The sequence below is a fragment of the Streptomyces xinghaiensis S187 genome (assembly GCF_000220705.2).
GTDB lineage: Bacteria > Actinomycetota > Actinomycetes > Streptomycetales > Streptomycetaceae > Streptomyces > Streptomyces xinghaiensis.
Genome location: NZ_CP023202.1, coordinates 3506139 through 3519437 on the forward strand (window position 1 = coordinate 3506139; position 13299 = coordinate 3519437).

The 13299-nt window shown below is 71.5% G+C and carries 13 protein-coding genes; 6 read left to right on the forward strand and 7 right to left on the reverse strand.

What is annotated here, in order from left to right:
- Window positions 1–7: 7 nt before the first annotated feature.
- Together SXIN_RS15030 and SXIN_RS15035 are read left to right on the forward strand one after the other, a co-directional pair.
- Window positions 8–1147: a cystathionine gamma-lyase gene (locus SXIN_RS15030; RefSeq protein WP_039820363.1), complete on the forward strand. Its 1140-nt coding sequence runs from the start codon at window positions 8–10 to the stop codon at window positions 1145–1147.
- A gap of 241 nt (window positions 1148–1388) precedes the next feature.
- A complete protein-coding gene (locus tag SXIN_RS15035) occupies window positions 1389–1868 on the forward strand; it encodes an NUDIX domain-containing protein (RefSeq protein ID WP_019707403.1) in 480 nt (159 codons plus the stop codon).
- 128 nt (window positions 1869–1996) lie between these two features.
- Here the strand turns inward: SXIN_RS15035 and SXIN_RS15040 are convergent, their stop codons facing one another.
- Window positions 1997–3391 carry a serine hydrolase domain-containing protein gene (locus SXIN_RS15040; protein ID WP_019707402.1) on the reverse strand — a complete coding sequence of 465 codons (1395 nt, stop codon included), beginning with the start codon at window positions 3389–3391 and terminating at the stop codon, window positions 1997–1999.
- 22 nt (window positions 3392–3413) lie between these two features.
- A complete protein-coding gene (dnaB, locus tag SXIN_RS15045; protein WP_039820362.1) occupies window positions 3414–4880 on the reverse strand; it encodes a replicative DNA helicase in 1467 nt (488 codons plus the stop codon).
- Window positions 4881–5354: 474 nt separating this feature from the next.
- Here dnaB and SXIN_RS15050 point away from each other — a divergent pair, with 474 nt between their 5' ends.
- Window positions 5355–6692, forward strand: a complete 1338-nt coding sequence (locus SXIN_RS15050; protein ID WP_019707400.1) for an MATE family efflux transporter — start codon at window positions 5355–5357, stop codon at window positions 6690–6692.
- A 250-nt stretch (window positions 6693–6942) separates the two neighbouring features.
- Here the strand turns inward: SXIN_RS15050 and rplI are convergent, their stop codons facing one another.
- From rplI to rpsF, 4 genes are all read right to left on the reverse strand, one after another.
- The gene (gene rplI, locus SXIN_RS15055) at window positions 6943–7389 is read right to left on the reverse strand and encodes a 50S ribosomal protein L9 (protein ID WP_019707399.1); all 447 of its coding nucleotides are present in this window, start codon (window positions 7387–7389) and stop codon (window positions 6943–6945) included.
- 18 nt (window positions 7390–7407) lie between these two features.
- Complete coding sequence (gene rpsR, locus SXIN_RS15060) at window positions 7408–7644, reverse strand: 30S ribosomal protein S18 (protein ID WP_004950692.1); 237 nt, start codon at window positions 7642–7644, stop codon at window positions 7408–7410.
- A 58-nt stretch (window positions 7645–7702) separates the two neighbouring features.
- Window positions 7703–8299 carry a single-stranded DNA-binding protein gene (locus tag SXIN_RS15065; protein ID WP_095757098.1) on the reverse strand — a complete coding sequence of 199 codons (597 nt, stop codon included), beginning with the start codon at window positions 8297–8299 and terminating at the stop codon, window positions 7703–7705.
- A gap of 115 nt (window positions 8300–8414) precedes the next feature.
- Window positions 8415–8705 carry a 30S ribosomal protein S6 gene (gene rpsF / locus SXIN_RS15070; RefSeq protein ID WP_019707397.1) on the reverse strand — a complete coding sequence of 97 codons (291 nt, stop codon included), beginning with the start codon at window positions 8703–8705 and terminating at the stop codon, window positions 8415–8417.
- Window positions 8706–8974: 269 nt separating this feature from the next.
- Here rpsF and SXIN_RS15075 point away from each other — a divergent pair, with 269 nt between their 5' ends.
- The 3 genes from SXIN_RS15075 (at window position 8975) to SXIN_RS15085 (ending at window position 11711) form a co-directional block, all read left to right on the forward strand.
- Window positions 8975–9304 carry a hypothetical protein gene (locus SXIN_RS15075; RefSeq protein WP_019707396.1) on the forward strand — a complete coding sequence of 110 codons (330 nt, stop codon included), beginning with the start codon at window positions 8975–8977 and terminating at the stop codon, window positions 9302–9304.
- Window positions 9305–9462: 158 nt separating this feature from the next.
- A complete protein-coding gene (locus SXIN_RS15080; protein WP_019707395.1) occupies window positions 9463–10581 on the forward strand; it encodes a lipid II:glycine glycyltransferase FemX in 1119 nt (372 codons plus the stop codon).
- Between the two features lie 98 nt (window positions 10582–10679).
- Window positions 10680–11711, forward strand: coding sequence for an alanine racemase (locus SXIN_RS15085; RefSeq protein WP_019707394.1), 1032 nt, complete (start codon window positions 10680–10682; stop codon window positions 11709–11711).
- Between the two features lie 61 nt (window positions 11712–11772).
- On the opposite strand, the gene SXIN_RS15090 is transcribed toward SXIN_RS15085, so the two are convergent.
- Window positions 11773–13248, reverse strand: coding sequence for a glycosyltransferase family 87 protein (locus SXIN_RS15090; protein WP_019707393.1), 1476 nt, complete (start codon window positions 13246–13248; stop codon window positions 11773–11775).
- Window positions 13249–13299: the final 51 nt, after the last annotated feature.

Consider the following 13299-nt stretch of genomic DNA (forward strand, 5'->3'; position numbering starts at 1 on the left):
GAGCGAGATGACCGGAGACGGAACACGGGCCGTCCGGGCCGGGCTGCCCGAGCCGGTGGCGTACGAACCTTCGCTGCCCGGGCCGGTGTTCGCCGCCCACTATCACCTGCCGGGCGAACCGGTCGGTCCCTATACCTACGGCCGCGACGAGAACCCGACCTGGACCCGGCTCGAGGCGGCCATCGGGGAGCTGGAATCCCCGGGCACCGCGGCCGAGACCGTCGTCTTCCCGTCCGGGATGGGCGCCGTCTCGGCCGTGCTGCTCTCCCAGGTGCGCTCCGGGGACGCCGTGGTGCTGCCCAGCGACGGCTACCAGGCGCTGCCGCTGGTGCGGGAGAGGCTGGAGGCCTATGGCGTCGAAGTGCGCACCGCGCCGACGGCGGGGGACGCACAGCTCGGGGTGCTCGACGGCGCGAAGCTGTTGTGGATCGAGACCCCGTCCAATCCGGGCCTCGACGTCTGCGACATCCGCCGGCTGGCGGGGGCGGCTCATACAGCGGGCGCGCTCGTCGCCGTCGACAACACCCTGGCCACGCCGCTCGGCCAGCGCCCGCTCGACCTGGGCGCCGATTTCTCGGTGGCCAGCGGCACCAAGGCGCTGACCGGGCACGGCGATGTGCTGCTGGGCTATGTCTGCTGCCGCGATCCGGAGCGGGCCGCGACGGTGCGGAAGTGGCGCAAGACCGCGGGCGCCGTCACCGGCCCCATGGAGGCCTGGCTCGCGCACCGCTCGCTGGCCACGCTCCAGCTGCGGGTCGACCGGCAGGCGGTGACCGCCATGGCGCTGGCCGAGGCGCTGCGCGAACGTCCCGAGGTGACCGGGCTGCGCCACCCCGGGCTGCCGGACGACCCCGCGCACCCGGTCGCCGCGGCACAGATGCGCGCGGGGCGCTTCGGCTGCGTCGTTTCCTTCACCCTGCCCGGCCGGGCGCACGCGGAACGCTTTCTGGCCGCCCTGCGGCTGGTCGACGAGGCCACGAGCTTCGGCGGCGTCCGGTCCACGGCCGAGCGGCGCGGGAGGTGGGGCGGGGACGCCGTGCCGGAGGGCTTCATCCGCTTCTCGGTCGGTGTCGAGGACACGGACGATCTGCTCACCGACGTGCTGCGGGCCCTGGACGAGGCGGCCGGTCCGGTGGCGCAGGGCTGATGGACCGCGACAGCCGGACGGCTCGAACCTCCCCCCTCATGGTTCGAGCCGTCCTCGGTTCCGCGCGCGAGAAACCGCTTCCACAAGGCTAGTTGACAGTCAGTCATTGTCCAATCACCCTGACGGCACAAACCTGAACGACGCCTGTGCCCGCCAGGCGCCCGCCTCCTCGCGGTGCGCGCCGACAGCGCATCTCGGGCGCGGGTGTTTCGATCGGGCCGCCCTGGGCCACATCAACCCCATGACCGAACGGTTGGTGGTCAAGCGCACCGCCCGCGCCATCCTGCTCGACGGCGACCACATGATTCTGATCAAGCGGACGAAACCGGGCCGCCCCCCGTACTGGATTACGCCCGGCGGCGGAGTGGAGCAGGAGGACGCCACCGTCGTCGACGCTCTGCACCGGGAGGTGGACGAGGAGCTGGGGGCGAAGGTGACCGATGTGGTCCCGGCCTTTGTCGACACCGTGGAGCACGCCACGGAGGACGGGGCGGCCGGGGTGAAGGTGCAGCACTTCTTCCTCTGCCGGCTGGAGTCGATGGACCCGTCCCGGCGGCACGGCCCCGAGATCGAGGAGCCCAGCGGGGAGTACGAGATCGTGCGGATTCCGTTCACCCGCGTCGGGCTGGCGTCCGTGGAGGTCGTACCGCTGTCGCTGCGGCACTATCTGGACGGCAACATCGAGGGCGTGCGGGCCCTCCACGCGCCGGACCTGGGCTGAGGCCTCCCACCCCGGTCTGTTTCACGTGAAACTGCCTGTTTCACGTGAAACAGACCGGGCCCACCCCCGCTTCCGGACTCCGGATCACGAGCCCCGTCCCCGGTCCGTCCGCACCGCACGCCCGGGCCTCACCGCGGCGGGTGGGCTTCGGTTGGCCGCCAGCCCTCCCGGTCCACTCCGCCCGGTACCGGCGCCGAAGGGTCGTACGGCTCCCGTGTGAAGACGAAGCTGCCCAGGTCCAGGTGGCTGAGAGAACCGTCCGGGCGGCGGACGGCCCGGAGCGTTTCACCGAGGTAGTAACCGTCCAGTCCGGTCCAGGTACCGTCCTGGGCGGCACGGAAGCGAGAGGTGCGGCCCGCGCCGGCGAGTGCGGTGAGCTCCAGCCCGCTGTCGGGGAGCAGCCGCAGCGCGAAGGGCGTCGGGCCCCAGTACCAGGGGCCGGCCAGTTCCAGCAGCGCCGGATCGGCCTCGGACAGCGGCCGCCAGGGCTCCGGGATCCGCGGCTCGCGCTGCGCCACGATCTCCACCAGATCTGCCGACACCTGACCGACCGCGGGGCCGGAGGTGACGTTGGCCATCACCAGTCCGGCGACGTCCTCCTCGGCGCTGATCCACAGGGTCGCCAGATAACCCGGCAGCGACCCCGTGTGTCCGGAGAACGCCCGTCCGTTCCGGCGGAACAGCTGCAGGCCGAGGCCATATCCGGCGTCCCAGCCACCGGGTGCGGGCACGGCGGCGGGACGGCGCATCTCGGCCACCGTCTCCGGGCCGAGCACCCGTTCGTCGCCACGCATCAGAAAGGCGGCGAAGCGGCCCAGATCCGCGGTGGTGGACCACAGCTGCCCGGCGGGGGCCATGATCCCGAGGTCCTCGGCCGGCTCGGGCAGCATGACGTCCGCCCACGGATGCACCGCCCAGCCCTTGGCGTAGGGAGAGCGGGGCCGCACGCCGGTGCGCGTCATCCCCAGCGGTTCCAGCACCTCCCGGAGGAGCGTCTCCTCCCACGGCTCCCCGCGCAGCTTCTCCACAAGGGCGCCGAGCAGGGTGTAGCCGGGGTTGGAGTAGTGGTGCACCCGGCCCGCCGGATGCACCACCGGGCGGTCCCCCAGCACATCCGCGAGGCCGGGCCGCAGTTCCCCCGGACTCCGCTCCCACCACGGTCCGGGCGCCTCGGCGGCCAGACCCGCGCCATGGGAGAGCAGCTGGGCGATGGTCACCTCACCCACGCCGGTGTCCGGCAGATGCCTCTCCAGCGGGTCGTCGAGCCCGATCAGGCCCTCGTCCCGCAGCCGGAGCACCAGCACCGCGGTGAAGACCTTGGTGATCGACCCGACGCGGTACTGCGTTCCGTCCCCGGGTGTCCCGTCCGCGGCCGTACCGCGCCCTGCGCTCCAGACGGTCCGGCCGCCGCGCACCACGGCCGCCACCAGGGACGGCGTCCGGCCCTCGGTCTGGGCCACGGCGATCCGGTGGTACAGCGCACGGGCCGTCTCGGGCAGAAGAGCTTCGAAGGAGGCAGTCATGGGCCAACTCAAGCAGGCCGGATCAGGTCTGTGCCATGTCGACGAAGCGGGAGTAGTGGCCCTGGAAGGCGACCGTGATGGTGGCCGTCGGGCCGTTGCGGTGCTTGGCCACGATCAGGTCCGCCTCACCGGCCCGGGGGGACTCCTTCTCGTAGGCGTCCTCACGGTGGAGCAGGATCACCATGTCGGCGTCCTGCTCGATGGAGCCGGACTCGCGGAGGTCGGAGACCATCGGCTTCTTGTCGGTCCGCTGCTCGGGTCCGCGGTTCAGCTGCGACAGCGCGATGACCGGGACCTCCAGCTCCTTGGCGAGCAGCTTCAGGTTCCGGGACATGTCCGAGACCTCCTGCTGGCGGCTCTCGGGCCGCCGGGATCCGCCGGACTGCATCAGCTGGAGATAGTCGATCACGACGAGCTGGAGGTCGTTCCGCTGCTTCAGCCGGCGGCACTTGGCCCGGATCTCCATCATCGAGAGATTCGGGGAGTCGTCGATGTAGAGGGGGGCCTGGGAGACGTCCGGCATCCGGCGGGCGAGGCGGGTCCAGTCCTCGTCCGTCATGCTGCCCGAGCGCATGTGGTGCAGGGCGACCCGGGCCTCCGCGGACAGCAGGCGCATCGCGATCTCGTTCCGGCCCATCTCCAGGGAGAAGATGACGCTCGGCATGTTGTTCTTGATCGAGCAGGCCCGGGCGAAGTCCAGGGCGAGGGTGGACTTGCCCATCGCGGGGCGGGCGGCGATGACGATCATCTGGCCCGGGTGGAGCCCGTTGGTGAGCGAGTCGAGGTCGGTGAAGCCGGTCGGCACCCCGGACATCTGGCCGCTGCGGGAGCCGATCGCCTCGATCTCGTCGAGCGCGCCCTCCATGATGTCGCCGAGGGGGAGGTAGTCCTCACTGGTGCGCTGCTCGGTGACGGCGTAGATCTCCGCCTGGGCGTTGTTGACGATCTCGTCGACGTCGCCGTCGGCGGCGTATCCCATCTGCGTGATGCGGGTGCCCGCCTCGACGAGCCTGCGGAGCACCGCGCGCTCGTGGACGATCTCGGCGTAGTACTCGGCGTTGGCGGCCGTGGGAACCGACTGGACGAGGGTGTGGAGGTACGAGGCGCCGCCGACGCGGGTGATCTCACCGCGCCGGGTCAGCTCGGCGGCGACGGTGATCGGGTCGGCCGGCTCGCCCTTGGCGTAGAGGTCGAGGACGGCCTGGTAGACCGTCTCGTGCGCGGGGCGGTAGAAGTCGCTGCCCTTGAGGACCTCCACCACATCGGCGATGGCGTCCTTCGAGAGCATCATGCCGCCGAGGACGGACTGCTCGGCGTCCAGGTCCTGGGGCGGCACCCGCTCGAAGCCGGAACCTCCGCCCGGGCCGGACCACGGGTCCTCGCGGCCGCGGTCGTGCTGGTCGGTGCGGGCGCGCTCGCCCCGGTGGGCGGGGCGCGACGCGGGCAGCCGCTCGCCCGGGCGGACGTCCGGTGCCCAGGTGTCTTCCATGTCCGGCTGGGTCATTCCGGCACCTCCTCCCGTCCGCGACGCGGACTGTTCACCGCCCGGCAGACCCCCTCGCCGTGCGACTCTTTCTTACGGCACGGCTCTGACAAATGGGATGCTCGACTGCCGTGGCGGCGCGTCGAGTTCAGTGCGGTGGCCGGACCACCGTAGGGCCGGTGGAGCGGAGGACCAAGAAAGTTATCCACAGGGTGTGTGGACGACGGATCGCATCCTGTGGAGAACTCGCCCCAACCTGTGCACGAGCCAGGGGACAGCCCTGTGGACAGTACGCCAATCACACCATTGATACCGTCCTGACCTGCTGTTTCGTCATCCACCGGCTGTGCAGGAGAAAAAAATCCGCAACCCGGCCGAGATCACGGGAAAGAGGCCCCGGCGGACCGCCGGGATACCGAGTCGGTAAGGGCTGGGGATAAACTCCGTCCCTTACCTGTGGAAGATTGGAGCCGTCGGCCTATGTCCCAGGCCCCCGCGCCGCCCCGGCCCGGCCGCCGCCACGACCGCGAGATCGTCTCACTCGCCGTCCCCGCCTTCGGCGCCCTGGTCGCGGAGCCCCTCTTCGTCATGGCCGACAGCGCCATCATCGGCCACCTCGGCACTCCCCAACTGGCCGGTCTCGGCATCGCCGCCGCGCTCCTGATGACCGCCGTCAATGTCTTCGTCTTCCTCGCCTACGCCACCACCGCCGCCGTGGCCCGCCGCGTCGGAGCCGGCGACCTCCCCGCCGCGATCCGGCAGGGCATGGACGGCATCTGGCTCGCCCTGCTCCTCGGCGCCGCCGCCGTCGCCGTCGCGCTCCCCGCCGCCCCCTGGCTCATCGGCCTCCTCGGCGCCTCCGACACCTCGGCCCCGTACGCGGTCACCTATCTGCGCGTCAGCGCGCTCGGCATCCCGGCGATGCTGGTGGTCCTGGCCGCCACGGGCGTCCTGCGCGGGCTGCAGAACACCCGCACCCCGCTCCACATCGCCGTCGGCGGATTCACCGCGAACGCGGCCCTCAACGCCCTGCTGGTGTACGGCGCCGGGCTCGGCATCGCCGGCTCCGCCTGGGGCACCGTCATCGCCCAGTGCGGTATGGCCGCCGCCTATCTCACCGTGGTCGTCCGGGGCGCCCGGCGGCACGGCGCCTCGCTGCGGCCGGACGCGGCGGGAATCCGCGCCTGCGCGCGGGCGGGCGCCCCACTGCTGGTCCGCACGCTCTCGCTGCGCGCCATCCTCGTGATCGCCACCGCGGTGGCGGCCCGCCTCGGGGACGCGGAGGTGGCCGCCCACCAGATCGTGCTGACCCTCTGGTCGCTGCTGGCCTTCGCGCTGGACGCCATCGCCATCGCCGGGCAGGCCATCACCGGGCGTTATCTCGGCGCGGGGGACACCGCGGGCGCCCGGGCCGCGTGCCGTCGCATGGTGCAGTGGGGCGTCGCGTCCGGGGTCGTCCTGGGCCTGCTCCTCGTCCTGGCCCGGCCCCTGCTGCTGCCCCTGTTCACCGCGGACGAGGCCGTCCACGACCTGCTGCTGCCCGCGCTGCTGGTGGTGGCGCTCGTCCAGCCGGTGTCCGGGGTCGTCTTCGTACTGGACGGGGTGCTGATGGGCGCCGGCGACGGGCCGTATCTGGCCTGGGCGATGCTCGCGACCCTCGCCGTCTTCGCCCCGCTCGCCCTGGCCGTGCCGGCGCTGGGCGGCGGCCTGACCGCGCTGTGGTGGGTGATGGGGCTGATGATGGCCGTGCGGCTGGTCACCCTGGGCCTGCGCGCCGCCTCGGGCCGCTGGCTGGTCACCGGGGCCGTACGGGGCTGAGAGCCCCGCGGGGGCCCGGAGCCGCCCCGGGGCCGGTCACCCACGCCCGGGAGGGCTGTGCGGCACGGAGACAGCGGCCCGGGGCCCGGGACGGCCGTCCCGTCGGGCGCCGCGTGGCACACCGCGCCCGCCCGGACCCCCGGGAAGCCACCGGGAGCCTTCGGAAGCCACACGGCCCCGGACATGCCACGGGGCCGTATCCCCTCCGCGAGGGGATACGGCCCCGTACACGCTCCGCCGAGCGCCGCGATCAGGCGGCGACGACCTCGACGCCCACCTTGGCGGCGACCTCGGCGTGCAGACGCACGGACACCTGGTGCGCGCCCAGGGTCTTGATCGGCGCGCCGAGCTCGATGCGGCGCTTGTCCACGTCCGGACCGCCGGCCTGCTTGATCGCCGAGGCGATGTCGGCCGGGGTGACGGAGCCGAAGAGGCGGCCGGAGTCACCCGAGCGGGTGGCCAGGCGCACCTTCACGGACTCCAGCTGGGCCTTGACGGAGTTCGCCTGCTCGATCGTGGCGATCTCGCGGATCTTGCGGCCGCGGCGGATCTGCTCGACGTCCTTCTCGCCGCCCTTGGTCCAGCGCATCGCGAAACCGCGCGGGATCAGGTAGTTGCGAGCGTAGCCGTCCTTGACGTCCACGACGTCGCCCGCGGCACCGAGGCCGGAGACCTCGTGGGTGAGGATGATCTTCATGGTCCGGTCACCCTTCCCTTATCGCGCGGACGAGGTGTAGGGCAGCAGCGCCATCTCACGGCTGTTCTTCACAGCCGTGGCGACGTCGCGCTGGTGCTGGGTGCAGTTGCCGGTGACGCGGCGGGCACGGATCTTGCCGCGGTCGGAAATGAACTTCCGCAGCATGTTCGTGTCCTTGTAGTCCACGTACGCGGTCTTGTCCTTGCAGAACGCGCAGACCTTCTTCTTCGGCTTGCGCGGAGGCGGCTTCGCCATTGTCTCTCTCCAGTGTGATCAAAAAGTTTCGCTGACCGCCCGGTCGGGGCCTCGCGGCCTAGAAGGGCGGCTCGTCCGAGTAGCCGCCGCCGGAACCGGAGCCGGAGCCACCGCCCCAGCCACCGCCGCCGGCCTGCTGTCCGCCGCCGGCCGGTGCGCCGGTCGACCAGGGGTCGTCGGCGGGAGCACCGCCGCCGCCCTGCTGGCCGCCGCCGGGGCCGCCGCCCCAGCCGCCGCCACCCTGGCCGCCACCGCCCTGGCCACCGCCGTAGCCGCCCTGTCCGCCGCGGCCGGTGGTCTTGGTGACCTTGGCCGTGGCGTTGCGCAGGCTGGCGCCGACCTCGTCGACGTCCAGCTCGTAGACCGTGCGCTTGACGCCCTCGCGGTCCTCGTAGGACCGCTGCTTCAGACGGCCCTGCACGATGACGCGCGTGCCGCGCTGGAGCGACTCGGCGACGTTTTCCGCCGCCTGCCGCCAGACCGAGCAGGTGAGGAAGAGGCTCTCGCCGTCCTTCCACTCGTTCGTCTGGCGGTCGAAGGTGCGGGGGGTGGACGCGACACGGAACTTCGCGACCGCCGCACCGGACGGGGTGAAACGCAGCTCGGGGTCGTCGACGAGATTGCCGACGACCGTGATGACGGTCTCGCCTGCCATAGGGGTACCTCTCGGCGGGTTCTGCTGGCTGCGGATTGCTGGTGGACCGGACTACTCGGCGCTGCCCGGTTCAGCCCCGGGCATCACCGCTGAACGTGCGCCGGAGCGCAGGCGCTCAGTGGGTCTCGGGACGGAGGACCTTGGTCCGGAGGACCGACTCGTTCAGGTTCATCTGACGGTCGAGCTCCTTGACGACCGCGGGCTCGGCCCGGAGGTCGATGACCGAGTAGATGCCCTCGGGCTTCTTGTTGATCTCGTACGAGAGACGACGACGGCCCCAGGTGTCGACCTTCTCGACCTTGCCGTTGCCCTCACGGACGACGGAAAGGAAGTTCTCGATCAGCGGCGCGACTGCGCGCTCCTCGAGATCGGGGTCGAGGATGACCATCACCTCGTAGTGACGCATGTGGAACCCACCTCCTCTGGACTCAGCGGCCACGGTCTTTCCGTGGCAGGAGGGTCGTGATGCGTGCGCAACGGTACCGGCCGGCACTGACAACCGCGGGAATCCGGGAGGAGCCGGGGATGAGGGCCGGGCATGTGGACACCGGTGCAGACCGTTCAGCCTACCCGCAAGTCCGCTTCCGGTTGAAATCCCGTGGCAGGGCCCCGCAATCTGGGTACATCGGGTGTGACCGGCGCTACAGTTCGCCGCTTTCCGCCAGGAGGTGTCTCATGGCGCAGCCAGTACGTCATCACCGCAACCCCCTCTCCGCCGTCAGTTCCGTCTTCAACAGCGACGGCAGGGCCCACCCCGTCGAGAACAGCTTCGTCGCCGCCACCGTGGTCCTCGGTGTGGTGGCCTTCATCACCGCGCAATTCGACGACCTGCACCTGGTCAGCTCCTGGACCGGCCTGCTCGGCATCCTCAGCGGGGCCTGGGGCCAGATGATCTCCGCGACGACCGCCGAGCGCTTTGCGCTGATCATCGGTCTGGGAGCGGCGGGGCTCGGCTTCTTCCTCGGCATGGCGAACGGCGGTCTCTTCGGCGGCCTGATCGGTTAGCCCGCGCTCCCCGGCAGGTGCGGGCCGGCCCGGGGCCGCTCCCGGCGCGGCCCCTCGGGGCCGTACGCCCGAACGGGGCCCGCCCCGGCGCAGTAGGCTTCGCGGCGAGAGCCGGAGCCCCAACCCCCTGGGGACGAACCTGCCGAGGAGCACCCCGCATGAGCCTGACCCTGAGGACCATCAGCCGTGAGCAGCATCTGGCGTACATCCAGAGCCTGCCCTCGGCCAGCCACTGCCAGGTTCCGGCGTGGGCGGACGTGAAGACGGAGTGGCGCTCGGAGAATCTCGGCTGGTTCGACGGGTCCGGCCGCCTCGTCGGCGCCGGGCTGGTCCTCTACCGGCAGCTCCCCAAGGTCAAGCGGTATCTGGCGTATCTCCCCGAGGGCCCGGTCATCAACTGGTTCGCGCCCAACCTCGAGGACTGGCTGCAGCCGATGCTGGCCCACCTCAAGCAGGCGGGCGCCTTCTCCGTCAAGATGGGCCCGCCCGTCGTCATCCGCCGCTGGGACGCTCCCGCGATCAAGGCCGGTATCCAGAACCCGGACGTCAAGCGGCTCCGGGACGTCGAGGCCACGTTCATCGAACCGCGCGCCTTCGAGGTGGCCGACCGGCTGCGCCGGATGGGCTGGCAGCAGGGGGAGGACGGCGGCGCCGGCTTCGGCGACGTCCAGCCGCGCTACGTCTTCCAGGTGCCGCTGGAGAACCGCTCCCTGGAGGACGTCCACAAGTCCTTCAACCAGCTCTGGCGGCGCAACATCAAGAAGGCCGAGAAGGCGGGCGTGGAGGTCGTCCAGGGCGGTTACGACGACCTCGCCGAGTGGCAGCGGCTGTACGAGACCACGGCCGAGCGGGACCGCTTCCGGCCGCGGCCGCTGAGCTACTTCCAGCGCATGTGGACGGCGCTCAACGCCGAGGACCCCAACCGCATGCGCCTGTACTTCGCCCGGCACGAGGGCGAGAACGTCGCCGCCGCCACGATGCTCATCGTCGGCGGACATGTCTGGTACTCCTACGGCGCCTCCGCCAACCACAAGCGCGAGGTGCGGCCCTCGAACGCCATGCAGTGGCGGATGCTGTGCGACGCCTACGCGCTCGGGGCGAGCGTCTACGACCTGCGCGGCATCAGCGACTCCCTCGACGAGAACGACCATCTGTTCGGGCTCATCCAGTTCAAGGTCGGCACCGGCGGCCAGGCGGCCGAGTACCTGGGCGAGTGGGACTTCCCGCTCAACAAGCTGCTGCACAAGGCGCTCGACATCTACATGTCGCGGCGCTGACCGCGCCCGGGCCGCCGCACACCGCAGCCGCCGCTTCAGCCGCTGACCGCCGTTCACAGCTCATCCACCGAAAACACGAGAGAGGTACCGGACCGGCCATGGCGCTCACCCTCTATGTCGACACCGCTCGCTGGCGGGCGCATCAGCAGTCCGTTCTCCAGCAGTTCCCGGGCATGGTCCCGGTCTGCAAGGGCAACGGCTACGGCTTCGGCCACGAGCGGCTCGCGGAGGAGGTCACCCGCTTCCGCTCCGACATGCTGGCCGTGGGCACCACCTACGAGGCCGCCCGGATCAAGGACTACTTCAGCGGCGATCTCCTGGTCCTCACCCCCTTCCGGCTGGGCGAGGAGCCGGTGCCGCTGCCGGACCGCGCGGTGCGGTCCGTGTCCTCCGTGGAGGGGGTCCGCGGGCTGGTCGGCGCACGGGTCGTCATCGAGCTGATGAGCAGCATGAAGCGGCACGGCGTGGGGGAGGACGACCTGCCCAAGCTGCACGCGGCCATCGAGGACGTCCGCCTGGAGGGCTTCGCGCTGCATCTGCCGCTCGACCGCACGGACGGCTCCGACGCGGTGGAGGAGGTCCTCGGGTGGATGGACCGGCTGCGCAGCGCCCGGCTGCCGCTGCACACCATGTTCGTCAGCCATCTCGCGGCCGGTGAACTGGCCCAGCTCCAGCAGCAGTTCCCGCAGACCCGCTTCCGCGCCCGGATCGGCACCCGGCTGTGGCTGGGCGACCACGACGCGACGGAGTACCGCGGCGCGGTTCTGGACGTCACCCGTGTCGCCAAGGGCGACCGCTTCGGCTACCGCCAGCAGAAGGCCACCTCCGACGGCCATCTGGTGGTCGTCGCGGGCGGCACCTCGCACGGCGTGGGGTTGGAGGCCCCGAAGGCCCTGCACGGCGTCATGCCGCGCGCGAAGGGCGTCGCCCGGGCCGGGCTCGCCACCGTCAACCGCAATCTGTCGCCGTTCGTGTGGGCCGGGAAGCAGCGCTGGTTCGCGGAACCGCCGCACATGCAGGTGTCGATCCTCTTCATCCCCGCCGAGGTGGCACCGCCGCAGGTGGGCGACGAACTGGTGGCCCATCTGCGGCACACCACCACCCAGTTCGACCGGATGGTCGACCGCTGAGGCCGTTGCCCGCCCGGTCACCCACGCTCAGCCCGGCAGCCCCGCTCAGCCCGGCCCGGGGTCACCCCCGCTGCACCGTCCCGCCCGCCTCCACGCCCCACTGCAGCCGCTGTCCGCCGAAGGACGGCGGCTGCTCCGCGCGCGGCACGGGGCGGCGCAGGACGAACGCGTCCGGGGCGCCGTCGAGGAGGCCCCCGGAGGGGTCGTCGGAGCCGTCCCGGCGGACCGGGTCCCGCTCGGGGAAGAGGATGTCGCGGACGACGACCGCGCAGAGGTAGAGGGTGCCCAGCAGATGCACCAGGATGACCAGTTGGTAGCCCTCGGCCGGGAGCCCCCGGTGCGCGTCACCGCTGGAGGTGTAGGCCAGGTACATCCAGATGCCGAGGAAGTAGACGGCCTCGCAGGCCTGCCAGATCAGGAAGTCCCGCCAGCGCGGCCGGGCCAGCGCGGCGAGCGGTACGAGCCACAGCACGTACTGCGGGGAGTAGACCTTGTTGAACAGGATGAAGACGGCCACGACCAGGAACGCCAGCTGGGCGAAGCGCGGGCGGCGGGGCGCGCGGAGCGTCAGCACGGCGATGCCCGCGAAGGACAGCAGGGTCAGGGCCGTGGCCCAGGAGTTGGCCCCTTCCAGCGGGTCGCCCGTGCGCTGGGAGATGATCAGCCAGAACGAGCCGAAGTCGACGGGCCGTTCCTGGCTGAACGTGTAGAACTTCTTCCAGCCCTCCGGGGCCAGCGTCATCACCGGCGCGTTCACCACGAGCCAGGCCACGACCGCTCCGCCCAGCACGCCACCGTACGCCCGCATCCGCCCCGCCCGCAGGCAGAGCAGGAACAGCGGCCCGAGAAGCAGCACGGGGTAGAGCTTGGCGGCGGTGGCCAGCCCGATCAGGACACCGGCGGGGAGCGGGCGGCCGCGGGACCACATGAGCATCGCGGTGGCGGTCAGGGCGACGGCCAGCAGATCCCAGTTGATGGTCGCGGTGAGGGCGAAGGCCGGCGCGAGGGCGACCAGCAGGGCGTCCCAGGGGCGGCGGCGGTGCGTACGGGCCACGCTGACGGCGATGACGGCCGCGCAGATCATCAGCATCCCGGCGTTGACGAGCCAGTAGATCTGCTCGCGGTGCTGGATCGTGCCGTCGTGCGGGGTGAGCCAGGAGGCGACCTCCATGAACACCCCGGTCAGCACGGGGTATTCGAGGTATTCCATGTCGCCGGGCAGCCGGTCGAAGTACGGGATGAGGTCGGCCGCGAAGCCGCGTGCGTTGTACAGGTGCGGGATGTCGGAATAGCAGGCGTGGGTGTACTGGGTGCCGGCGCCGTGGAACCAGCCGCCGTCGTAGCACGGCAGCTTCTGGACCATGCCGAGCGCGAACATCCCGATGGCGAGCAGCGCGATGATCCGTACGGGAGTCCACCAGCCGGTGCCGTACCGTGCCCGGCGCCCGGCCGGGCCTCCGATCACCTCACCGGCGGCGGCGGCCACGTCGTCCTGGAGGGTGGGCCGTACGGGTTGCTCGTCACGCACGCTCGTCATGGGGCCATCCTGCCGTACGGGCCGGGACGCGGCGGTGCCCCCGCCCATGAC